The following is a 26,072-nucleotide window of genomic DNA, read 5'->3' on the forward strand; positions in this document are numbered from 1 at the left end:
AATACATGAAAACAAAACCGGCAATATTATTTCGATTCCATTGCAGCAAACCTCGCAAGTATTTCAAGCATTCCGCCCTGACCAACGAGATTAAGTAATTTTTCTTTTCCCATCAATCCGTTTGCGTTTTGATTGGTCTGCAAAGCATTGTCAAGACAAGCTTTGAACGCGTTGATGTATTGCTTGTCAGGATTGAAATCCAGTAATTGCTGATAAGCCCGCAGCAATACAGCATTAAACCAATAGTCGTCCCTGAATTTGCCGCTCCCATAAAAATAATCTTTCGCTGCAAGCGCAATCCTATTGGCTTCTTTTAAGTATTTTTTGTTTTTGGTAATGTCATATAAAAGTATATTGGATTGCAGCATTGTTCCTGTGTTATAGGAGAATTGCCATGTGGCAACTTTGCCCGTTTGTACATTAAGATTGTCGTAATACAAACCATCGGATATTTGCAAATGTTTATTTACCCATTTGTATAAAATCAATGCTGTATCCAAATAATTTTTGTTGTGTGTGGCTTTGTACAGCTTTAATGCCAATACAATTCCCGGTCCATTGCTGCAAGTATTTTTTGTAGTTTTATCGCCTTCTTTCCAGTAAAGCCCGCCGCCGGAAACAGTATCATAACCTGTCATCATAAAGCGATAAATTTTCTCGCCGAAGTCGAGATAGAATTTGTCTTTTGTACGGAAGTATGCATCTATAGCCGTAAGTCCGAGCCATTGATTATCGTCATAATATCTGTCTTCCTTACCAAATTCTGACGGATAAGAATCATAGCCCTGCGCGGGTGGCGCTGCATCAAAATATTTTTCAATAACTATAATATCTTTTTTCAACAAGCCTGCTGCAATGCCTGCATTTTCCATCTCATTATCGGCTTGCCATAAAGCACCCATCGACCATAGAAATGCCACTTTGTGATTATTGGAATTAGTATCGGGCAGTTCTCTGTAATAGTTAATATCGGGACGGTAGAAATATTGTTGAATTTTTTGTTCAAGTGCGCGCGCTGCATTGTCATATTTATGGGCTTGTGCATTTACTACATTTTGCGAATAACCTGCAAAAAGTAAGAAGATGAAAAAAATATGCTTCTTCATTGTGAAAATTAATGTGATTTAATAATGCTTATATACAAAAGAAAGTACACTTGCCGGGAGTTTACCGCCATTTGTAATAAAAAAATTGAGGCAAAAGGTAAGGTGTTTTTTCCTTAATGGTACTTATGAGTAGATTAAATTGCAAGGAAAGATGTTTTTGTTACAGAAAAAATTAAATTTATCCGCAGAATTACTTTTTATGTAAAAATTTATTGCCCGGAGTAGATATGCCAAAACGAATATCCATTAACGATATTGCCAAAGAGCTGAATGTAGCTATCAGCACCGTCTCTGCCGTGTTGAACGGCAAAGCCGAAGAACGCAGAATAAGTGCAGCAATGGCACAGCGCGTAATGGAACACGCGCGTAAAATCGGTTATAAGCCAAACATGGTCGCACGTAGCTTACGTACCGGAAAAAGCAATATCATCGGGATGCTGGTAGAGGATATTTCCGACCCGTTTTTTGCCAGCATCGCCAGATTGGTAGAAAAACGAGCAGCCGAGCACGATTATAAACTTTTCTATTCCAGTACCGAAAATAAGCCGTTTATTGCACGCAGCCTTATCCGTGCTTTCCGCGACAGGCAAGTAGATGGATATATTATTGCACCCACGCCGGAGATTGAAAAAGAAATAAACTTGCTTAAAAACGAAGGAGTGCCCTTGGTTTTGTTTGACCGTTATTTTCCCGAGGCAGAAACGAATTATGTGGTGGTTGATAATTTTGAAAGCTCCTATAAAGCAACAAAACATTTGATGGATAACGGTTACAACAATATTGCCTTTGTAACGATTAAATCGAACCAAACTCAGATGGCTGACCGATTGAAAGGATATGAAGCGGCAATGACCGAAATGGGTTATCCCACAGTGATGAAGAAGGTTGATTATTCTATGTCAGACAAAATTTTGTATGATAAAATCGAAGCCTTTTTAAAAGCCAATCCAAAAATTGATGCAGTGTTTTTCGCAACAAACTATCTTGCTGTAAACGGATTAAAGGTAATAAGAAATTTAAAGCTACAAATTCCTGAAAATATCGCCATGCTTGGCTTTGACGATAATACGCATTTCAATTTATTCACACCGTCTATTTCCTCAGTTGCACAGCCGATAGAACAAATAGCATCGGAAATCGTACGGGTATTGATGAAAGATATGCTCGGCAATGCAAAAGAAATTTCAAAAGAACACATTGTATTGAACTGCGAACTGATTGTTAGAAATTCTTCGGGAAGATCTGTGTAAATAGAATTAATTTAAACATCATGAAATGAGCTATAAGAACTTTTGCATACACAAAGCGATGATTATTTTAGCGAAACGGAGTTCGGCAAAGCCAATTCCATCTGACAATTAAAAACAATAAAGAATAAACAGATGAAACTCAAAGTGAAACAAATAACCGGAAGCGTTTTTTTAGCCGGATTAATTTTAAATACGCAGTCGTTATTTGCGCAAGCATTGAAAGATAAAACGTCCTTTCAGATAGCCGATGCATGGGATTCTGCGTATGACGTTCGTTCCGATGTTGTGATGGTTTACGGCGTTAATGATGCCGGCGGTCATTTTGAAGAACGCGTAAAAGGCTGGCGCAGCAAAGGTTATAACGTTCAGTTTATGACAGGTTCTGCATGGGGACAATACAAAGATTATTTTCTCGGACAATATGATGGAAAAAAACATTTTGACGAAGGTCAGCAAATGAAAAACGGCGATATCATCTGGCACGGCGAAAATGTGCCTTATGTAGTTCCGTCGCTCGATTATATACGCTATCTTGAAACGCATATTAAAAGAGCTATTGACGCCGGCGTTTCGGCTATTTATCTGGAAGAGCCCGAATTTTGGGCACGCAGTGGTTACAGTCCTGCATTTAAAGCAGAGTGGAAAAGTTATTACGGAACAGACTGGCAACCCGAAGACACGTCGCCCGAAGCTACTTATCTTGCATCAAAGCTGAAATACCATTTGTATTATCGTGCATTGGATTCATTGTTTACTTACGCGAAAACATACAGTAAAAGCAAAGGCTTGGACGTGAAATGTTACGTGCCTACGCATTCATTGCTCAATTATTCTTCTTGGCAGATTGTAAGTCCCGAAGCAAGCCTTGCAGCATTAAAAAATGTGGATGGCTATATTGCACAGGTATGGACGGGAACTTCGCGCGAGCCGGTATATTTCAACGGCAGGAAGAAAGAACGCGTATTTGAAAATGCTTTTCTTGAATATGGTTCTATGGTTTCCATGACGGCGCCTACCGGCAGACGCGTATATTTTCTCACAGACCCGATTGAAGACAGGGCACGCACCTGGGACGATTATAAGCGCAATTACCAGGCAACATTTACAGCTGAGCTAATGTATCCCATGGTTGACCATTTTGAAGTAATGCCATGGCCCAGCCGGATTTATTTGGGAAAATTTAAAATGGATAACAGCGACAAAAAGCAACCTATTTTGCCCACATACGCTACACAGATGCAGGTAATGGTCAATTCGCTGAACAATATGCCTTTGTCCAAAAACGAGGTAAGCGGCAGTAAAGGTATTGGTGTACTGGTTGCCAATTCAATGATGTTTCAAAGGTTTCCTACACATGCCGGTTACGACGACCCTCAATTGTCCAATTTTTACGGAATGGCAATGCCTTTGCTGGAAAGAGGTGTTCCCGTAAATATTGTTCACATGGAAAATCTTGGATATGAAAAAACATTGAAAAATATTAAGGTGCTTGTAATGAGCTATGCTAATCTAAAACCTTTGTCGGCAGAAGAACATAGCGAACTTGCGGCTTGGGTAAAGAAAGGCGGTGTGTTACTGTATTACGGTCGTGATGACGACCCTTTTCAATCTGTAAAAGAATGGTGGAATACCAATGGCAATCATTACAAAACGGCGTCGGAAGATTTGTTTGCGAAGTTAGATGTTCATTACCAAAGCGGGAAAGAAGCTTATCCATCGGGCAAGGGGAAAGTGTACATTGTGCGGGAAGACCCGAAAGAATTAGTGTTGCAGCAAGGACACGACAGCGATTTTATTTCGTTGATAAAAAATGCTTACGAAAAAGATGCAAAAGCAGGCATGCTGCAATTCAAGAATAATTTTGTTTTACAGCGAGGCTCATACATTATTGCATCGGTATTGGCAGATGCTGCCGATAAAACACCGCTTGAATTGAAACAGCCTGTAATTGATTTGTTCGACCCCGAATTGCCCGTGTTGAATGCCAAAGAAATACTTCCGGGACAACAAGCTTTTCTGTATGATTTGAAAAATATCAACAGAAGAAAGCCTGCGGTTTTGGCAGCTGCCGCAAGAATTTACAATGAAAAAGCAGATTATAAAAACAGGTTTTATACGTTCCGGGCAAAAAGCCCGTCGAATACGATTAATGCCATGCGTATTGTATTACCGCGAAAGCCGGAAAAAATATTTCTGACATTAAGCAATCAGGAATCTTTGCAAGTGCGAAAAAGTACATGGGACGAAACGTCTCACACATTACTTTTAAAATTTGACAATTATAGTTCAGGTGTTGATGTAAAGATTCGCTGGTAAGTTTACAAATGCATTATTGCTTTACATGGAATATAAAGCCAATGCCGTAAACATTATCAATGCTCACGGATTTTGATGCGCTTAAAAGTTTTCTCAACCGGGAAATAAATACATCCAGACTGCGTCCGAGAAAGTAATCGTTTTCGCCCCAGAGTTGTAGTAGTATATCTTCTCTTTTCAGCACGCGGTTTGGATGTTTGCATAGATATTCCAGCAATTCTGCTTCGCGTTGTGTAAGAGAAGTCTGTTCTCTGTTGCCTACGGAGAGTTTAAGTAATTCTTTATACAATTTCAAATCGCCTGCGGAAATGACTTCTGCGAGCGACTCGGCAGATGCATTGTTAATATGGTTGCGTCTGATAATATTTTTGATTCTCAGAACAAGCTCATCAATGTCAAAAGGCTTGCTGATGTAATCGTCTGCACCTATTTTTAATCCGTGAATGCGGTCTTTCTTTTCGTTGCGCGCCGTGAGGAATAGAAATGGTACGGAATCGTTGATTTTCACAACTTTTTCTGCCAGGTTAAATCCGTCCATGCCGGGTAATTGAATGTCTATTATGAGAATATCGAAACCGGAAGGAGCGGTTTGAAAAGTTTCAAACGCTTTTGCTCCGTTAGTACGCCACAATACTTCAAAGTTCATAATTTCGAGATATTGCTTTACTACATTTCCAAGGTCTTCCTGGTCTTCAACAAATAATATTTTTTGCTTCATGATTTTTTATTCTTTTGGAATATAGATGATGAAAGTGCTGCCTACATTTTCCTCACTTTCCACTTTTATTTGCCAGCCATGAACCCGGATGCATTGTTTTGTGTAAAACAGTCCGAGTCCAAGTCCGTTTACCTCTGCCGTTTCCTGGCTTTTGTTGCGGTAGAATTTTTCAAATATATGTGATAAAGTTTTTTTCGGCATACCAATGCCATTGTCGCGAATATTAATAATGATGTTTTTTTCGTCGGCAGATGCGCTCACTTCTATTGATTTCTCCGGTTTATTATTGTATTTAATTGCATTGTCAAAAATATTGAAAAGCATGGTTGTAAACCAAAACCTGTCGAGAACAATTTCCGGATTGATGCCATTTTTATTCAACGAAATCAGAACGTTTTTGTCTGTTATGGTAAGGCGGTAGTCCAATAAAATTTCGTCCAGCAAATCACACAGCCGGTATTCTTTTTTGTCCTGCGTGGCTTTGCTCATTTTGGTAATATCAAGTACTTGGCTGAATAGAATCTTCAATCTGTTCGATTGCCGCTCAATAATTTTCGTAAGCGGTAGAATGTTTTCAAAACTATTGTAAACTTTTTCGTTTTGCATGTTTTTGTTGGCAACAATAATAGTGGACAGCGGCGTGTTAAATTCATGTGTGATGCTGTTCACAAAATCGGACTGCATTTCGGCAAGCTTCTTTTGCTTCAGCCAGTTGCGATAAGTGAAAAAATAAATAAGTACAACGAGTATAACGGAAAATAAAGAAAGCCCAAATACGGGCAACATTTGGCGGAGAATATTTATGTAACGTTTGGGAGTATCTACATAGAGGCTAAAAGCCGTTGAATAAGAATAATTGGAAGGAGCTGTTATATTATAAGCCGTAACAAGGTTTTGAGCGTTTGGATTACTTAGTGTTCCATCGATGATAAGTCCCTGGGAAATTTGACTCTTTGCATCAATATATGGATTTGGAATATTTGATTGATAAAGCGGAATGTAGTTTTTGTCTTTAAATGTAACACTGATGTTAGATACAACAAGCACATATTGAAGCTCTTTGCTTAAATGATTTTTTGTTATAATGCTATTGAACAGGCTGTCCATATTGCTATATAGTCGCAAATGTGTGAAAATTGTGTCACATAGCTTAGCTTTTAAATTGTTAAAGCCATTTTTGTCATTGGTGTACAGGTATTCCAATTCGTCGATATGGCGGTAGATAATACTATCAATAATGCTTTGTCCGCCCGGATATACTTTGTCGTTACGGATGCTTCTTGAATAACGGTCGTTTATTTGTCCTGCTTCTGAAAGAAAGTAACGGTCATTTTTCAATTTATAAGTATTATAAACTAAGAAAAATTGTACAAAGACCAAAATTATAAAGCTAAATATTGCAATTGTTTTATAAATGGTTATAGATTTCAAATTTCAAATTTTTATTAACTAAAGATATGTATTGGTTTTGTTTTTCTCTATTTGTTAAGTATCCATTAACAAGTCGTTTATGGTTTATTGACAAAAAGTTATTCAAGTGTTAAATATTTTTGGTTTTTAATAAATTATTAAAGAAAGCTAAACTGTTTTTTTACAATTCTAAACGAACAAAATATGATTGCAAGAAAGTTATTGTTTAAATGGAGAGGAGGAATATTCTACGGTTTATTCTGTTTGTCTCTTTTTTATGCAGGTTCATTGCGTGCTCAGGCTGACTCAAGTTCAAATCAAGCCGTTCAGCAAAATGTAACCGTTACCGGAACGGTTCACGATAACCTTGGCGCAATTCTTGGCGGAGTAACCGTTACAAATCTTAATACGGGTAAAGTTGTTTTAACCAGTGGTTCAGGCACATTTTCTATTGCTGCTACGCAGGGTGATTCATTAAAGGCAACCTATATCGGTTATCAGGATTTTGTATGGCGGTTTACCAACAACCTGAACGAAAACATCGTGTTGAGCGCGATTCCCGGTAGTTTGAATGATGTGGTTGTTACCGGATTCGGACAAAGGCAGAAACAGATGAGCGTTGTGGGTGCAGTATCTAGTGTGAATGTGGCGGAATTGCAACATCCGGTTGCTAATATGAGCACCATGCTTGCCGGCCGCATTGCCGGCTTAATTGGCGTGCAGCGTTCTGGTTTACCTGGCAGCAACAGTGCCGATATATGGATACGTGGTATCCAAAGTTTTGGAGGTAACCCATCCGGTCCGTTGATTATAATAGATGGTGTATTGGGTAGAAATATCAACGACTATGACCCCGAAGATATCCAGTCTTTTTCTATTTTGAAAGACGCCTCTGCTACGGCTATGTATGGCTCCCAGGGCGCCAACGGCGTTATCCTTATTACTACTAAGCGGGGAAGCTCTGCCAAAGCCCAAATTATGGGGCAGTACATTGAAGGTTATACCGACTTTACAAAGTTACCAAAAATGGCGGATGCGGGTACTTATTTAAAGCTGAAAGACGAAGCGCAAATTGCTTCGGGTATAGCTCCCCAATATTCTCAAGCTTATATTGATAGTACACTGTCGCCTACCGCTGATCACTATGTGTATCCCAATGTGGACTGGTTTAAGCAGGTTCTTAATAATCACTCCCGCAACCGTAAAGCCAATGTAAGTGCTACCGGCGGCTCGGAAAATACTCAATATTATGTGTCATTGGACTATTATGACGAAACTTCTATGATTAAAACGGATCCGAATCAAACGTTATACGATGCGAGTACCATTTTCCAACGCTACAATTTTACTTCGAATGTGGATATGAAATGGACAAAGACAACGAAATTTTCCTTGTCGCTTGCTGGCTATATCAGCGAATTTAACCAGCCCGGAAATGGCGCCACATCGGCTTTTATAAATGCAATGAATGCCAGTCCGGTATTAGTACCGGCATACTATCCCGGTAATTTACGTGCAGGTGTTGCGAGAGGCAATACGCCATCGCCTAATCCGTGGACTGATGTCGCAATGTCGGGCTATAGCAATATATATGATGCGCAAATCAACAGCGTTGCCGTATTGCAGCAAGATTTAGGATTTTGGCTAAAAGGGCTATCTGCCAGTGCGCAATACTCCTTTGATAATGAATCTATTAGTAATAATCAGAGAACTATGAACCGGAGCGCATGGTACGTAAATCAAGTGCAGCCATATAACTCTGACGGTTCTTTAAACTATGGAGGTGTGCCGCAGAATACCGGAGGGTCAGACAATCTTGTGTTTGCTCAAAGCAACTCAAGCAACCGACGAAATTCGTTTCAGGCAATTTTAAATTATGACAGAACCTTTGGCGAAGACCATCATGTAACGGGCATGTTGGTATATCTGCAAACCAGTTCGATGGATCCTACTCAAACCAGTTATTTAGCATATTTGCCGCAGCACATGCAGAACTATGCGGGAAAAGTCGCTTATACTTATAAAAACAAATATACTTTCGAGTTTAACTTAGGTTACAACGGTTCAGAAGACTATGCCCCGAGCAAGCGCTTCGGCTGGTTCCCTGCACCGGGTGTTGGTTGGGTTGTTTCCAATGAAAAATTCTTTAAACCTCTGTCCGGTATTTTCCAATATTTCAAGCTTCGCTATTCTAATGGTCTGTCTGGCGCTCCCGGTACCGGCGCACGTTTCGGCTACGCCACACTCGTTACTACTGATGCGAATGGCTATACTTTCGGCTCTGGTACGAGCTCACAAGCCTACAACGGCGTTAATATTTCACAGTACGGTGCCAGTGTAGGTTGGGCGATAGCGCATACACAGGACTGGGGATGGGATTTTCATACGCTTAACGACCACTTACAGTTCGTATTGGATTACTGGTATTCGCACCGCACAAAAGTGTTCCTTACCCGGTCGGATTTTCCTAACTATGCCGGCTTGCAATATCAGCCCGTGGGCAATGTGGGTGTCGTAAATGCTTCAGGTCTCGATGGGCAGGTTACTCTAACGCCTATCAATATCGGACACAATATGACGCTTGGCTTCAATGGTACAGTCACATACAGTATCAATAGTCTGCAAAAGAATGCACTGCCGCCGGTAAGAGACCCATATCAAAGCCCGATAGGACAATATACCAACTATGTTACAGGATATATTGCCGAAGGCTTGTTTACCAGTCAGGCAGAGATTGACAATAGTGCCGACCAGAGCGGAGTTGGTGGTAATCCCAGACCAGGAGACCTTAAATACAAAGATTTGAATGGCGATGGCGTTATCAACCAGTATGACCAAACCAAGATTAGTAACGGGGATGTGCCTAAATGGATATTTGGTGCCGGCTTCAATTATACTTGGGGTAATTTTTACGCCAGCGTTTTCTTCCAGGGCAATTTAGGGTCTTACCGTACGTTGAGCGACAATGCACGCTCACCTTTTAATGGAAGCTCGCTCGGCGCAGATGATGGTAATGTGTTTGCTATCGTAACAGACCGTTGGACTCCCGACAATCCGAATCCCAATGCCTTCTATCCAAGGCTCGGTTTTGGACCTAGTGCAAACAACAATAATAATGTAAATAGCACCTGGTGGGTAAAAAGTATTGCCTTTGTACGTTTGAAAACGGCAGATATTGGCTACAATATCAAAAATACAAAATGGATGAAAAGTATGGGTATGAGGAACCTGCAGATATACTTTGATGGTTTGAATCTGTGTTATTGGAGTCCCTTCAAGTTGTGGGATCCGGAATTGAACACAGGGAATGGTAATGTATATCCTAATACCCGAAATCTGTCCATTGGTGTCCGTGCTAATTTTTGATATACGAAATTAAATACAAGAAAGATGAAACGAAGTTCCATTCAATTGTTGAAAACAATAAAAAATATACAAATGAAAAAAAAGATTATATCCTGTGTCATTGTCTGTGTGGGAATCGTCTGCCTCTTTAGCGTCAGTTCTTGCAACAAATATTTGTCCACCCTGCCTACGGGGCTATTACTCAAAGACAGCATATTTGCATCGCTTACTAATGTTGAGGGCTACTTGGCACAGATATACACCAATTTGCCAGATGAATACCAAGAGCGTTTTGCCCAAGGAGCAGGCTATTCAGGACCTTATACTGGTGCCTCGGATGAGGCTAACTACTGGTCACAGGCTGGTTGGGGTGGCGTCTCGGGTGGGCTTGGTGCTGGCGCCAACCTGCTAAACCAAAGTACCTGGAACCAAGACTTCGGTGGCTATTTTTGGAACAACTGGTATAAACCGGTACGCACGGCCACTGATTTTATCGCTAATATCGACAATGCCAACCCTGCACAGGTAAATGATATTCTAAAAGGACACTTCAAAGCAGAAGCAAGAGCGTTAAGGGCTATTTTTTATTTCTATATGCTTCGGTTATACGGACCCATTCCCATCCTGCCAAACCAGATAGACCCTAATGCTACGGGAGATGCTTTGCTTGCTGCGCGTACACCCTTTGATTCCTGCGTAACCTATATCGTTAACCAGCTGGATACTGCTTACAACGAACTTCAGGCAGTAGCTACCTCACAAAGTCCTGCTGATCAGCCTATCGATCTCGGCAATGGTGGTAAAGAATACGGCCGAATTACTACGGGAGTGTGCAAAGCTTTTAAAGAGCAGGTATTGCTACTGGCGGCAAGCCCGCTTTTTAATGGCAATAAACAATATGCCGGACTTGTAAATACGGACGGTACGCAATTGATTCCGCAAACTTATGATGTAAATAAATGGAAGAAAGCTGCCGATGCCGCCAAAGCTTTTATTGATGAGTTTGTACCTTCTACTTACAGTATATATAATTCCTCTAACGGCACAGATTCTTTTTCCAGGGCATACTATTCTTGCAAGGAAGTTGTAGAGAATGAATGGAACCAGGAGTGGATATGGGGTCGTCCAAAGAGCAGTTATAGTTCATTGGTGTATGCGATGGTGCCTAAGTTAGTAGGGTCGCCAAGCACTGTGAGTAAAGGCGGCGGTTTTCTCGCAGCTAACCAGTCGATGGTGGATGCTTACTTTACCGCCAACGGGCGCTCTATTACTGACCCGCTTTCGGGCTACCAGGCATCCGGGTTTTCCGATTTCAAATCGGTGTATGATGTACAGGCAAGGCGTACTTTCAACCCCTATACCAACCGCGAACCGCGATTTTATGTAGGGATTACATACAACAACAGCTATTGGATGCAGCAAAGCGGCAGCGATCAGGTAATTGTAGACTTTACCCTGACGGGCAACTCTGGCAGGGGGCAAAGTACTACCGATGTAACTTCTACCGGTTATACTGTAAGAAAGAACCTGACCACCAATACAGGTAATAAAGGGTATTGCTACCTACGGTTGGCAACCATCTATCTCGACTATGCCGAGGCTTTAAATGAATATGACCCGGGAAATTCGGATATCGAGAAATATGTAAATCTGATTCGTGTAAGGGCGGGAATTCAGCCTTATGGAACAGATAGTGCTACTACTGTTCCTCAACCAACAACTCAGGCAGGGTGGAGAGATGCTATCCATCATGAAAGACAAGTTGAGCTTGCTTTTGAAAATGTACGGTATTTCGATATCCGTCGCTGGCTGATTGCACCGCAAACCATGGGACAGGATGTGTATGGTATGAACATGTTTGCAACAGGCGACGCTTTTTACCAAGAGGTGTTGTGCGAAAGAAGGCGTTTTTTACAAAGAGATTATCTCTGGCCGATTCCTTATAGTGAGTTGCTGGCGGATAAATTATTAGTGCAAAATCCCGGATGGTAATCCTTGTTAATAAGTAAAATATTTCAACAGTATTAAGACCTAAAATTATTTAAAATGAAAAAGTATATAAGGCTACTTAAACATATAAAAATAGCATCAGTATTGGTGTGTCTTGCAGGGTGTTGTTATTTATCAGGATGTGTAAAAAATAATGGGCTTTATTCGCCGGAAGAAGGCACCATTTATATGCCGCAGGCTTATCAGGATAGAGCCGACCTTTCGCTTTATTATATTACGGATACGCAAACCGCCTATTTTGGTGTGGCTTATGGCGGGTTTAAAAGTGCAACACAAGATGTTACGGCAACCTTTGTGGTGGATAATAGCTTGATAGCGGCTTACAATGAACTCAATGCCTATACGGGTTTTGTCTATTATCCATTACCGGATAGCGCTTACAGTTTATCGGGTCTTACATCTGTACTAAAAGCAGGAACAACGACTTCCCAGCCGTTGGCTTTGAATATTTTGGCACATAGCCTGAAAATGGGGACACATTATTTATTACCTATCCGGCTTTCGAGCATATCTAGTGGCACATTTGATAGTACACTCGATATTGCTTATTTTAAAATAGATACGCTTCTGATAAGATCGAAAGATATTACTAACCACGATACGACCGGACAAGCGACTACATTTACTTTTAACTATGACGATGCGCCGTCGAACGGCGATGCAGGAGAATCGGCTATACATCTGGTAGATAGCAATTATACAACCAAGTACTTATTGTTTACCTATCATTCAGATATGTATGTGCAGATTGCTTATCAGCAGCCAACTGTTGTCAATGCTTATGCAATTACATCGGGTAATGACTCTCAGCCACGTGACCCCAAAGGTTGGAATTTGTCTGGATCTAATGATGGAACGAACTGGACGGTAATAGATACACAGACAAATCAGTCGTTTCCTAACAGGCTTCAAACCGTACAGTATAATACTACCAACATCACTGCATATAAGTATTACCGGTGGAATATTACGGCAAACAATAATAATAATTCGGGGATATTCCAGTGCGAGGAATTCAGGTTGTTGCAGTTCTATTAATAGCTTGGCCAATAATTTGGCATGATTTACGGGATTTATAAGAATTATGTTTAATTTTTTCTATTGGTCGGAGAGAACACCGACCAATAGACATTTAAAAGCAATAAAAATAAATACATGAAACAGATACGTTTCTGTGTAGGATTATTATTTTCCCTCACAATATTTTACGGTTGTTCCAAGAGCGACGGAACGCCTACGTCAAAGCCGACAGAACCTACTACTCCGCCAACGAGCAGCGACGAGGTAACGCTTGACTGGAAAGATACCACCATGTCTGACTTGATGCCTGCATCCAATGGTAGCACTTTTTCATCTCAAACAGCGATGGGTATCCATTTTCAAGGATTACACGTAACCACGGATGCTGATATTCAATGGTTAGCTACAGCAAGCAACGAACCGCCGGTGCCGTCTTCCACTCCTGACCTGCATTGGCAGACGTTTATAGTAAATCTTTGGTATTTGTATGGCGTCCCTGATTTAGTGCATATCAATCAACGCAATATCGGTGATTGTGACGGTTTGGCGGCATTAGGCTGTATGGCTTATGCATCGCCGGACTTTGTTAAGAGCCTTATCAAAGACAATGGAGATGGCACCTATACTGTATCTATGTATGATCCGCAGGCGAAGCCTATCAAAGTTACAGTCTCCTCACAGTTTCTCGCTGACGGCAGCGGGCAACTGAAAGCTTGCGGCGCGCAAGGTAATAATACAACAGCCACCTGGGCTACCGTGTTGGAAAAAGCAATCATGAAATATAATGTTATTTACAAGTTTGTGGATAACGGTACAGACATAGGAGGTATTGGAAGTGAATACGCCACGCCATTATTTACAGGTACAGGCAATAGTTTTGCCTTTTCAGCTGGAGCTATTTCTCCTACAAACCTGCGAAGAGCTGTAATGTGGGCTCTTGCCAATGGTAAGTTTGTTACCGGAGGGTTTAATAGGGCAAATATGGGTGTAGGTGCTGACAGTGCTGCTTCCATTACTGGACATGCTTATACGCTGGTGGTTTCTACCGACTCTTCGGCGCTGTTCTCAATGCGTAATCCGTGGGGATTTAATCCTACAACAAATCATGGCGATATTCAGGACAATGGCGTGATAAATGTTCCCAACATTGGTACTATCGTAAACGCTATAGATATTCGTATTATAGATCCTGGCGCCGCAGGCGAGGAAGGGAATCTTACTCCGTACCAAAAACCTACTTTGTAGGTTAAGTATATATCATAAGGTAATCGTGAAAACACCCAATCTTCAATGAAATGCTTGGGTGTTTTTTCCATAATAAATACTTGAAAGTAACGCGTATTAATACAATTGCTATACATTTATAAAAAATAGAGATAATGAAGAAAAACAGGCTTTTAAGGTATTTGCTGATACTAAGTTTTATTTGTACAAATTTTTTGGCGGATAGGTATGCCAATGCTCAGTCATACAAAGATGCGGCATCATTATACTCCCTCCAGCAAAAATTCGTCGATTTAAAATTCGGGATGTTCATTCATTTTAATATTCCTACTTACGCCAATCAGGACTGGCCCGACCCGGATTTATCGCCGGCTGTTTTTAATCCTACAAAGCTGGATTGCGACCAATGGGCGAAAGCGGCAAAATCTGCACACATGACTTATGGATGCCTTACTACAAAGCATCATAGCGGCTTTTGTATTTGGGACACAAAGACAACGGACTACAATGTAATGCACAGTCCGTTGAAGAAAGATGTGGTACGAGAGTTTGTAAATGCTTTCCGCAAAAACGGGTTAAAGGTAATGTTATACTTTTCTATTCTTGATACACATCATCGTTTGCGCCCAAACCATATTACACCCGCTGATGTTAAATATATCGAAGCGCAGCTCACAGAGTTACTTACCAATTATGGTCCGATAGAAGCATTGATTATTGATGGCTGGGACGCTCCCTGGTCAAGAATTTCTTATGACCAGATTCCTTTTGAAGAAATTTATGAGCACATAAAATCGCTGCAGCCTAATTGTTTAGTGATGGACTTAAATTCTGCAAAATATCCGGCAGGTGCATTATTCTATTCCGATATAAAATCGTATGAGCAAAATGCGGGGCAACATATTTCCAAGGAAACAAATAAGCTTCCCGCGTTGTCATGTTATCCCTTGCAGCAAAATTGGTTTTGGAAAACATCGTTTCCCACGACGCCTGTAAAAGATCCGCAAAAGCTGGTAAATGATGATATAATTCCGTTCAACAACGCTTACTGTAATTTTATTCTAAACGTTGCGCCCAACAGAGATGGTTTGATTGATGATAATGCTTTGGCTGCATTAAAAAAGATTGGCGAATTGTGGAAAGACGATGGCAATTATCCGACGCTTCCAAAACAAGTGTTGCCGATTATTTCGCATAATCTTGCAAAGAACAAATTTGCAGAAAGCAGCTGGAGCGACGATATGAATATTATGGATTTCGGTAATGATGATGATTTCGGCACATCGTGGATTTCCAATTATGAAGTGAAACATCCCTGGTACGAAGTTGATTTGGGAAAAATGCAGCCGTTCAATATGCTTGTCGTTACCGAGGGCGGAAAGCCTGTTATCAATAAATACCGCATTGAATATTTTGCAAATAACCAATGGAAGCCTTTATTGACGGGCGATGATACAAAACGTGTGAAAATTCATCGGTTTGAAACGGTTAAAGGCAGTAAAGTAAGAATATTAATAGACGATTTTTCCAATACACCTTCTATTGCGGAGTTTGGTGTTTATGACGAGAAAAGATAATTTGAAACTTTATTTGTGAAATAGAAATTGTTTCAGATAATCTTCTCGCAAGTAGTCTTTTTATGACTGTTTGCAGTTGCTCGAAAAAAGAGCGCTGCTTAGATGCTATCCATACTGTCTGTGAATGATTATGCTCAAGCCAATATGCCTTTAAAAGGAGTGATGGTATGAGCATAATCAATTATTGAATCTTATACAACTCTTTGATTGTTGTTTATGTTAAACTCCTGAAGAAGCAAACGGATCTCTTAGCATAAAAAGGAAGTCCCAACTGTTTATTTCTGAAATATTATGATTTGCTTATATATACTCGTGTTAAAACATCTATTAACAGTCTGTTTAATATTTGTTGACAATTGCATTTATGATTGTTAAATACCTTTGAATTGTCAAACGGTTGTTGGTAACTTTGCATTACCGCAATGCTGTGCGTCAATTACATCTATTGAGATGCTACATCTCTGTAATCGGAATATACCGGCGCAATTAAATAATTTCATCACAGTTGATTTTTAGTATTGATTGGTGGTAAATTAAAATAAGGCAATGAACCTATGTATATATTGTTTCAAAGGAAGCATTCGCTTTCGTTTTAGCAGCAAGAACTTTCAATAAATATCATTCAAAGCAAAAGCGCTGTCTGATTTAGTTGGAAATTTTCTTTACACCTTAAAGCCCGCATTTTTATTATTGAATTTTGTACGATTTGCTTTTATAATAGCTGCATTATAAAAACAAATGGTCGTATGTATCCTTGTGAATTTAGTTTATTATTTACTACCTATAAATTGAAAAACAGATGTCAAAGATTACGATTCGCATAATCAGTAAAATTCCCTGTCTTCTCTTTTTCCTTGCATTTTTTGCTTCACATAAATTACAGGCACAGGGCAATGCTAAGGAGATTACTATTACAGGAACTGTTAAAGACAGTCAAACGTTGGATTCCCTTCCAGGCGTTTCCATTCTGGTAGCCGGGATGAGAAAAGGAACAGTAACGAATGCCGCCGGAAAATTTGAGCTAACGGTTGCTGATACGGTAAAGAATCTTGTCGTAAGCTTTATCGGATACGCTTCCAAACAGATAAGTATTTCAGGTGCATCGGGTCCAATAGACGTTTTATTGGAACCATTAAACAAGTCGCTTAGCGATGTCGTTGTGGTGGGCTATGGAACACAAAAAAAGGAAGATCTTACTTCTGCCGTTACTCAGGTAAATGCCAAAGATTTTAATGCAGGCGGGGCACGGAATGCCATGGATTTAATCCAGGGCAAGGTTGCAGGGCTAACAATTACACGAACTTCCGGTTCCAATCCCAACTCAAGTCCGAGTACTCAGTTAAGGGGTGTGGCATCCATTAGCGGTTCAAACAGTCCGCTGGTGGTTATTGACGGAGTGCCGGGAGGAAACTTAGACCTGCTTCAGCAAAGCGATATAGAATCTATCACTGTACTCAAAGATGGTTCGGCGGCAGCCATTTATGGTACGCGTGCAAATGGGGGTGTAATTTTGGTTACTACTAAACATGGAGGAAACGGCGAACCTAAGTATGAGTATAACGGATGGGTAAGAAAAGAATATCTTTCCCGTTATCCTAAAGTGCTTTCTGCAGCCCAATACAGAGAGAAAATAAATGAAGGGGTTATTTCGGCAGACAATGATAAAGGAAGCTCTACGGACTGGTTCGACGAATTAATCAATCACAACAATGTCAGTCATTATCACAATATATCACTGACCGGAGGAAATGCAAACACAAATTACAGGGCAAGCTTGTACTATTCCAACTATGAAGGAATAGCCAAGGCGAACAGCAGGCAGCAATATGGCGGAACAGCCAATATATTCCATAAAGGATTCAATGACCGCCTCACTACGCAGGTTACAATCATGATGAATCATAACAGGGCGAATTTGTTGGGAGGAGGCAATTGGGAAGATGCATTGTTTAAGGAAAATCCTACACAAAGTCCCTATGATTCCACAAACCCCGGCGGCTATTGGAACGATAACCAGGTGGAAAATGTAGTTTCAAGATTGCATCAGGAAACATCTTGGCGCGACCAGGAAACAAGTCTGGAACAATTCAAAACAACATTAAAGATAATTAATGATTTAAGCATAACTGCTACCGGCTCTGCGCAAAGAAATCAGTATGTAGATAATCAATACAAATTGCTCGATTCCCGCGCTTCGCAAAATGACGGAGACAATCCTTCCGGAGGTTACGCTTATAAAGGTTCGGAACTGCAGAATGATTATTTGTTTGAATCATATTTGAGTTATAACTCTTCATTTTCTAAAGACCACGCCATCAGTGCCATTGCCGGCTACAGCTACCAGTATCATGAAGAAGAAGGCTTCAATGCTTCCAATAAAGGATTTTCTGCTGATGAAACTGCCGAAGACGATTTAGGTGCGGGAAATGCATTAGGACAAGGGCATGCAGGAGAGTATAGCGAAAAATTTGCCAACACTTTAATTTCTTTTTATGGCAGAGTCAACTATTCATATCTGGATAAATACCTGGTAGAAGCTATTTTACGCCATGAAGGTTCAACTATGTTCGGTGCAAATAACAAATGGGCAAATTTTCCGGCAATCTCGGCAGGCTGGATTTTAAGCAAAGAACCATTTATGCAAAGTGTAAAATGGGTAAATAATTTAAAGATAAGAGCCGGCTATGGTATTACGGGAAACCAAAGTTTCGGTAATGGCACATATCCGTTTGTAACCTTAGGTACCGGAGGTTATTATTTGTATCCGGACGGAACATGGCATCAAACCTATGGTCCTTCTTTAAATCCTAATCCGGATTTGAAATGGGAAAGAAAGAAGGAGCTAAATATCGGAACGGACTTTGGCTTATTCAACAACCGCCTGACCGGTTCTATTGATTGGTTCCAGCGGAGAACAGATGGTCTGGTTATTCAGGCAACCGTAGAGCAGCCGGCGAATGTTGCACAGCAAACGTTGCTGAACGTGGGAGAATTAGGCTCCAACGGTATAGAATTGACACTGGGTGCCACTCCGGTGCAAACAAGTATATTTAGCTGGCATATTGATATGACGGGCTCACATGCAAGAACAAAATTGCTGAAATATACAAACGGAAATTATTTAAATGGCGGTGGCATTGGCGGCTATGGCGATTTAGGTAATGCTTATAATTATATATATCCGGGCGATTATCTTGGAGAATTTTTTGGAAAAAGATTTGCAGGATATGACGAAAATGGGAAATGGCTGTTTTACGACAAAAATGGACAGAAAGTAAATGTAACTGAGGCGAGTGATGTTGCTAATCAAACTTATATAGGAAATGGTATTCCTAAATATTATGCTTCGCTGACAAATACATTTACCTATAAAAATTTCTCCCTAAGATTTTCTTTAAGAGGAAAATTCGGTTATAAAATCTTAAACACCGTAGATCTGGATTATGGAAATCAATACGCGTTGCCGGCCAATGTATTGCAATCGGCATTCACGACTTACAAACAGCTTAATGATGCTTACGCATACTCCGACCTTTATTTACAAAATGGCAATTTTATAAAATTAGACGAGGTGACTTTTTCCTATAACATTCCTATTAAATCCAATAAGTATATACGAAATGTAAATGTATATGTAACCGGTTCGAATTTGGCATTGATAACGAGTTATAAGGGCAATGACCCCGACTTTGTAAATGATACCGGTCTATATCCCGGTATTGACGGTCAGGGTGTATATCCGAGCACGCGTTCTTTTCTGCTGGGTATCAATGTAGGGCTTTAAATAAAAATATAAACAAATGAGATCTGGTGTAATTATATAGCGGGGTTCCGTTCGATTATTAAAAAAACAATAAAAAATATACGAATGAAAAAGTGTAAATATCTGATATTATTTGTGGTGCCGGCATATTTAATTTATTCCTGTACCAAGCTGGACTCCTCAGCATATCACTCCATTCCGGCAGATGACTATTATAAAAATAAAGATGAAGTAATTTCAGCAGTGCTTCGCCCTTATACGCATACCAATGCCTGGGCAACAAGCGCCGGGCAAATAGGTTGGTGGCGTGTGAGCGAGTTAGCCGCAGACCAGTTGGCATGGCCGAGAAAAGGTATCGACGGAGATGATCAGGGCAGGTGGAGATTTCTGCACTACCATACCTGGACATCAGACGGCGACCTGATAAGTACTCCCTGGACACTTTTGTGGACTGGCTTAGGGTATTGTAATTCCGCCATAGAAAACATTGGAACAAGGGATGCTGCCTCGATGGGTATTACCGAGGAGGAGAAAAAAAATTACGTGGCGGAAATGAAGCTGCTGCACGCATTCTATTACATACGGATTATGGATTTATGGGGAAATGTGCCTTGGGTTACAAGTATAGAACAGGAGCATCCTACCACTATTCCGAGAGCCCGGATTTTTGATTCTATAGAAGCGGAAATTAAGGCAAATATCAACCTCGTCCCCAATCTGTCGGAACAGTTGCTCGGCAGAATGAGCAAGGCTGGTGCTTATGCTATGTTGGTAGAGCTGTATTTAAATGCAGAGCAATGGTCAGGTAAGGCAAGGTGGCAAGATTGTATTAACGCATGTGATTCTTTAATTGATAATAAAGCGGGCGGCGTTGTGGATAACAGACTTACTTTAGACTCGAACCTGACAGAAACCTACCTGCCGAATAATAAGGCGTCTCAGGAACAGATTTTTGCTATTGTATATAACCATCAATCTGCTAATTGGAACGCCGGTTTCCCTTCTGACTTTTATCATTTTAACCAGAAATTTATTTACGGCGGAACCGTAACCGGAAATAATGGTATCGTTCTTATTCCGGGCGTTTATTCTACATATGACGACCAGGATAAACGCAAGAAAGAATGGTTTTTCATTGGACCTATGTGGTATTATGACCCGATAACTAAAAAAGACAATGCAGATACTACGCAGCCGGTTATGGGCTATCGCGAGTATAGCGGTAAACAATTAGTGTTTGTAGATGATATAAGAAGGTATTCCGAGTTAAAGCCGGGACAGGACTCATCTTCCCTTCCCTCAGATATGACAACGGGAGAGGAAAACAGTGGTGTAAGATTTAATAAATATAAACTGGGTGCTCAGGATGATCCTAATTATCAAAGCACAAGCTGGATGATATATCGATTAACATGGATATACTATGCAAAGGCGGAGGCATTGATGAGACTGAATGGCGGCAAAGCAACTCAGGAGGCCGTAGATTTGATAAATGCGTGCAGGAAAAGAGATTTTGATCCGAAGGTTTGGGCTGCCAAGCAATATACGGTTAATGACTTTACAATGGATTCTTTGCTGGCAGAAAGAGGCAGAGAGTTTATTTTCGAGGGTTACAGAAGAGAGGATATCATCAGATTCGGTAAATTCCTGACCGGTACCTGGTGGGATCATAAGCCTACTAATGATAAAAATAAACTGTTATTTCCTGTACCTATTGCACAACTTGCACTAAACCCCAATCTAAAACAAAATCCAGGGTATTAAGATGTAAGAAGAAGAGGCTTCGCTATTTAGAGACCCTCTTCTGTTTGGCTGCATAATTAATTTTATTGTAAAGACTTGATTACGACTAACTTTTAGAATAATTTTATCGCATGAAAAAATTTATTCTTTTCCTTTTATGCTTCACGGAAATTCATTCATTCGCACAAACAAATAACAAGGCTGTCGAAAATCCGGCAGCCCTTGTTAATGTGTTTTTAGGCACATCTGCCGACCACGGACAGTTATCGCCGGCGGCATCTGCGCCGTTGAGTATGTTAAGCATTGTGCCGCAGACGTATCCGCATATACATACCGGATATGAATATTATGCAAAGGAGTTTTTGGGCTTTGCACATACTTGTTTGGAAGGTGTAGGTTGCCAGGGCAGCGGCGGAAATATTTTAATCAAACCATTTCTTGGAGATGATTACACGAAGTGTAAATTAATAAAAGCAAGCCAAGCCGGAAGCCCCGGATATTATAGTGTTTCGTTTACCAATAGAATCTCTGCATCTTTTGTTGTAACGCCGAAGTATGGGGTTCATCATTATGTTTTTCCGAAAGGAAAGAAGGGTTTTTATATCGATTTAAGCCATACGTTATCTAACGGTTTTGTTGATGAACAGCATACTATATCAAACGATACATTAAGCGGTTGGGTAGAAGCGGGAACCACTTGCAGCGTGGGTAAATACAAAATTTATTACCGGCTCGTTTTGGATAAAAATGTGCAATGGGACAGCGTTGGCAAACATCAATTGATTGCGCATTTGCCTGATGAGGCAGCAACAGTTGATATAAGAATTGCTTTATCGTCCGTTAATAATGAATATGCAAGAGCCGCTATCGGTAATGATAATTTTGATGTGCTGAAAAACAAGAGCGAAGCGGCTTGGAACAATATGCTTGCTCATGTGAAGGTTACGGGCGACAGAAAAAGAGAAGCATTGTTTTACTCGTTGTTGTATCGCGCTATTCAATCGCCATATAAAATTTCCGAGCCTGACGGGCATTACAGGGCTATCGACGGTTCGGAGCAAATTTCTTCCGATACCATGTACAACGGCTGGTCTATTTGGGACAATTATAAAACGCAATTGCCTTTACTTTCCGTGCTTTATCCGCAACAATACAAAGGCATTATCCGGTCTGTTGCGAATTTGTATAAATACGGCAAGAAAGACTATGCCACACAGCATGAACCGTCCAATACTGTTCGTACGGAACACGCGATGGTTGCATTGCTGGATGCATACAAAAAAGGTTATTCTATCGACTTTGCGCCGATAAAAGATTCTTTAAAGAATGAAGTTGACAGGCTTGATTTTTCGCATCCCGACAAAGCCTTAGAATCGAGCTACGATTGTTGGGCATTTTCGCAAATAGCATACATCCTGCACGACACAACGTTGAGCAATCGGTACGGACGAAAAGCGTTGGAGTATAAAAATTATTGGAACAAAGATTTTAAAGATTTAACCAGGCACGATGTGGACAGAATGCAGGCACGCGGAATGTATCAGGGAACAATTTGGCAATATCGCTGGCTTGTGCCTTTTGATGTGAAAGGATTGATGGAGTTGGCAGGCGGAGAAAAAGATTTTATTAAACAATTGGATACTTTCTTCGGCAACGATTATTACAGCCATGCCAACGAGCCTGATATTCAAATGCCGGTTTTATACAACGCCACAGGCGAACCTTGGAAGTCGCAGTACATGATGCATAAGATTGCCGTTGATACCATGATTCAGTATTATTTCAACGACAACAGCAGAGGCATTGATTCTTACATCGGACCGATTTATAAAAATGAACCGCAGGCATTCTTGCGTACGATGGACGATGATGCGGGAGCAATGTCGTCATGGTTTGTATTTGCTGCATGCGGGTTTTTTCCTGCATGCGTGGGCGAACCGGTATATTACCTGAATGTTCCGTTGTTTAAAACCGTTACAATTAATTTACCTGAAGAAAAAACTTTTACGATTAAAGTTGAAAATTTTTCTGACAAGAATTGTTATATCAAACGTGCTGTTTTGAATGGTAAAGTGTGGAACAAAAATTATATCACGCAACAAGATATTATGAACGGCGGAACGCTTGTGATTGAAGCATCTGCCGAGCCTGCGGAAAATAATCACATGGAAAAATGGATAAGTTCATTTTCTTTGAATTAATGCCACAGATGCACGAACAAATATCCGTGTATCTGTGACTATTCACTTATTTACCACGCCCCAGCTTTTATTTGGTCTATCGCCCATTTCCAGTTCCAAAGTTCCGCCATTGATTAAATCGCTGTGTGTGAAAAACGGCGTATTCAGCGGCTTTCCGTTGAGCTTTGCCGATTGAATATACTTGTTGGTTTTAGATGAATTGTGCGCGATTACAGTAAATGTTTTTCCGTTTTGGAGGCGAATGCTTGCTTTGGTAAATAAAGGACTTCCGATGGCATAAACAGGTTTGCCGGGCGTTACAGGATAAAATCCAAGGGAAGAAAAAACAACAAACGCCGACATTCCTCCGCCGTCTTCATCGCCTGGAATACCAAAAATATCGTTGTGGAACCAAGTATTTAGTAATATGCGAATGCGCTCCTGCGTTTTCCATGGAGCATTGGAATAATCGTATAAATACGGAATAAAGAAACTCGGCTCGTTGCCCATAGAAAATTGTCCTACAAGTCCTGTGGCATCGGTAAATTTTACCCAGAACAATTTCTTTTCCCTGCCCAGATCTTCTCGGAACAGTTGGTCGAGCCTTTGTTCAAAGGATTGTTTGCCGTCCATCAAATCAATAAGGCTTGGGATATTTTCCTGCACTTGCCACAGATAAGTCCAACCGTTGTTTTCGTCGTAATAATCTCTTCCACCCGGACCTCCGTCCCATTTAGGGTCAATCATAATCCAGTTGCCTGCGGAATCTTTCGGCAGGAAAAATTTTTTATCTGTATTCCAGAGATTTTTATAATCGTTGCTTCTTGCATCCAACAATTTATAATCATCGGTTTTGCCGAATTCTTTTGCCAATTGTCCTGTTGCCCAATCGTCGTAGCTTGCGCCAAGTGTAACGGCTACGGCTTGTCTTCTTTCAAAAGACTGAACAAACGGATAAGGCTCTTTTTCGCCGGGGTGCAACGCCGGGAAATATCCGTGCGTATAATAGAAACTATCGAGAGTGGTTGCAGGTCCGTTTTTCCATGGAAGTTTGGTGGCGCTTAAAGAATTTTTAAGCATTCCTTCGTAAGCAGATTTATAATCAATATTCTTCAATCCTTTGCGATAGGCATCCAGAAAAACAATGGAAGAATTAAATCCGTTCATACAGGCATGGTCGCCGTAAAGTACCGGAAATGTTGGCATCCAGCCGCTTTGCTCATACATACGCACATAAGATTGCAGCATATCTTCCTCAACGGTCGGTTGCAAAATCATACGCAACGGATGCAGCGCATGATGTGTGTCCCAAACCCAATCGTCCACATAAAAAGGTCTTTTGTCTTCATGGATTTTATTGTCGTAACCGCTGTAATATTTCCCGTCTTCGGTAATATTTACCATGCGTTCGTAGCAGCGGTATAACGCTGTATAAAAACTTTCTTTTTGTTCAACAGTTCCGCCCTCAACCTGAATTTGGTTCATCACTTTTGCCCACGCTTCCTCGCCTTGCGCAGCTAATTTGTTTAAAGAAATATTTTTTAATTCATCATTAAAATTTTGCTTCGCCTGTTGCGGGCTGATGTAGGAAATCGCATAACGAAATTCAACGGTATCACTTCCCGAAACGAAATTGCAATAAGCTTTTGCGCCTCTTCCTGTAACAGCATCTTGTTGTTCATTATCGGCAGAATACAATTTTGTCTTACTGCTGAATGTGCCGTAAACATAGACTTTTACAGGTTTCAGATTGTCTTCTGCTTCAAAATATTGCATTCCTTCGAGCGTGTTATTATTGGTTAGTTTCCAATAACTTTCGCTACCGTTGTATGCACCTAAGAGCAAAGATTTGTTTACATTTTTCGGAAAGATAAAGCGGAAAATTGCGGCTTTTTTGCCCGGCACAAAATCGACCGAAATGTTTTTTTCCGTAAAAAAGTTTTGATAATGCCATGGCGAACGGTCCTCCAAATCCTGGTCGTAAGCATATTTTTCATTCCAGCTGTTTGGAGAGATAACGGCATCTGTTGACGGCATTATGGAAAATACCTGACCAAGCCTGTGTGAAACTACTTGCAAAGGAAAATCGCTGATTTGGTCGTCAAGATAGTCTCTTCGCGAAGGCGTCATGCGAATCGATTGGTACGGCAACTGAATAGTTGGTCTTGTAGGAACAAGCAAATGTCCTACGCCGCCGATTTCGGGTTTGAGATAAGACAGGTTATTTTTTTGTGCAAATACATTGGCTGTACCTAAAACGATGCAGACGATAAAAAGTAATTTCTGTTTCATGAAAACTTTGTGAATGATTTTATGCAATTTCCCAAAGAAAATTAATTATCAAGGTAAATGTTGGCACGATTAATAATCCATTAACAATCTCTTCCGTGTTTATTTGCAACTATGCACA

General features: G+C 40.6%; 14 protein-coding genes. 10 read left to right on the forward strand and 4 right to left on the reverse strand.

The window, feature by feature from the left end:
- Positions 1–26: 26 nt before the first annotated feature.
- A complete protein-coding gene (locus A9P82_RS12710) occupies positions 27–1,106 on the reverse strand; it encodes a glycoside hydrolase family 76 protein (RefSeq protein ID WP_066208396.1) in 1,080 nt (359 codons plus the stop codon).
- 227 nt (positions 1,107–1,333) lie between these two features.
- Here A9P82_RS12710 and A9P82_RS12715 point away from each other — a divergent pair, with 227 nt between their 5' ends.
- Positions 1,334–2,356 (forward strand): LacI family DNA-binding transcriptional regulator, encoded by a 1,023-nt coding sequence (locus A9P82_RS12715; RefSeq protein ID WP_066208398.1) that lies wholly within the window; start codon positions 1,334–1,336, stop codon positions 2,354–2,356.
- Between the two features lie 132 nt (positions 2,357–2,488).
- Entirely contained in the window at positions 2,489–4,672 is a 2,184-nt protein-coding gene (locus A9P82_RS12720; RefSeq protein ID WP_066208401.1) for a hypothetical protein, read from the forward strand.
- Between the two features lie 13 nt (positions 4,673–4,685).
- Here the strand turns inward: A9P82_RS12720 and A9P82_RS12725 are convergent, their stop codons facing one another.
- Together A9P82_RS12725 and A9P82_RS12730 are read right to left on the reverse strand one after the other, a co-directional pair.
- Positions 4,686–5,390: a response regulator transcription factor gene (locus tag A9P82_RS12725; RefSeq protein ID WP_066208403.1), complete on the reverse strand. Its 705-nt coding sequence runs from the start codon at positions 5,388–5,390 to the stop codon at positions 4,686–4,688.
- Between the two features lie 6 nt (positions 5,391–5,396).
- Entirely contained in the window at positions 5,397–6,770 is a 1,374-nt protein-coding gene (locus A9P82_RS12730; RefSeq protein ID WP_231891158.1) for a sensor histidine kinase, read from the reverse strand.
- A gap of 234 nt (positions 6,771–7,004) precedes the next feature.
- Here A9P82_RS12730 and A9P82_RS12735 point away from each other — a divergent pair, with 234 nt between their 5' ends.
- From A9P82_RS12735 to A9P82_RS12770, 8 genes are all read left to right on the forward strand, one after another.
- Positions 7,005–10,166: a SusC/RagA family TonB-linked outer membrane protein gene (locus tag A9P82_RS12735; protein ID WP_066208406.1), complete on the forward strand. Its 3,162-nt coding sequence runs from the start codon at positions 7,005–7,007 to the stop codon at positions 10,164–10,166.
- A 72-nt stretch (positions 10,167–10,238) separates the two neighbouring features.
- Positions 10,239–12,137: a RagB/SusD family nutrient uptake outer membrane protein gene (locus tag A9P82_RS12740; RefSeq protein ID WP_066209933.1), complete on the forward strand. Its 1,899-nt coding sequence runs from the start codon at positions 10,239–10,241 to the stop codon at positions 12,135–12,137.
- A gap of 54 nt (positions 12,138–12,191) precedes the next feature.
- On the forward strand, positions 12,192–13,193 hold the full coding sequence (locus A9P82_RS12745) for a BT_3987 domain-containing protein (RefSeq protein WP_082915344.1): 1,002 nt from the start codon (positions 12,192–12,194) through the stop codon (positions 13,191–13,193).
- 117 nt (positions 13,194–13,310) lie between these two features.
- Positions 13,311–14,420, forward strand: coding sequence for a C2 family cysteine protease (locus A9P82_RS12750; protein WP_066208412.1), 1,110 nt, complete (start codon positions 13,311–13,313; stop codon positions 14,418–14,420).
- Between the two features lie 134 nt (positions 14,421–14,554).
- Positions 14,555–15,976 (forward strand): alpha-L-fucosidase, encoded by a 1,422-nt coding sequence (locus A9P82_RS12755; protein ID WP_082915345.1) that lies wholly within the window; start codon positions 14,555–14,557, stop codon positions 15,974–15,976.
- Positions 15,977–16,775: 799 nt separating this feature from the next.
- On the forward strand, positions 16,776–19,760 hold the full coding sequence (locus A9P82_RS12760; protein WP_082915346.1) for a SusC/RagA family TonB-linked outer membrane protein: 2,985 nt from the start codon (positions 16,776–16,778) through the stop codon (positions 19,758–19,760).
- Positions 19,761–19,844: 84 nt separating this feature from the next.
- On the forward strand, positions 19,845–21,503 hold the full coding sequence (locus tag A9P82_RS12765; RefSeq protein WP_066208414.1) for a RagB/SusD family nutrient uptake outer membrane protein: 1,659 nt from the start codon (positions 19,845–19,847) through the stop codon (positions 21,501–21,503).
- A 110-nt stretch (positions 21,504–21,613) separates the two neighbouring features.
- Positions 21,614–23,683 carry a glycoside hydrolase domain-containing protein gene (locus A9P82_RS12770; protein ID WP_066208416.1) on the forward strand — a complete coding sequence of 690 codons (2,070 nt, stop codon included), beginning with the start codon at positions 21,614–21,616 and terminating at the stop codon, positions 23,681–23,683.
- 42 nt (positions 23,684–23,725) lie between these two features.
- On the opposite strand, the gene A9P82_RS12775 is transcribed toward A9P82_RS12770, so the two are convergent.
- Positions 23,726–25,954 (reverse strand): GH92 family glycosyl hydrolase, encoded by a 2,229-nt coding sequence (locus A9P82_RS12775; RefSeq protein WP_066208418.1) that lies wholly within the window; start codon positions 25,952–25,954, stop codon positions 23,726–23,728.
- Between the last annotated feature and the right edge of the window lie 118 nt (positions 25,955–26,072).

The organism is Arachidicoccus sp. BS20 (assembly GCF_001659705.1).
GTDB lineage: Bacteria > Bacteroidota > Bacteroidia > Chitinophagales > Chitinophagaceae > Arachidicoccus.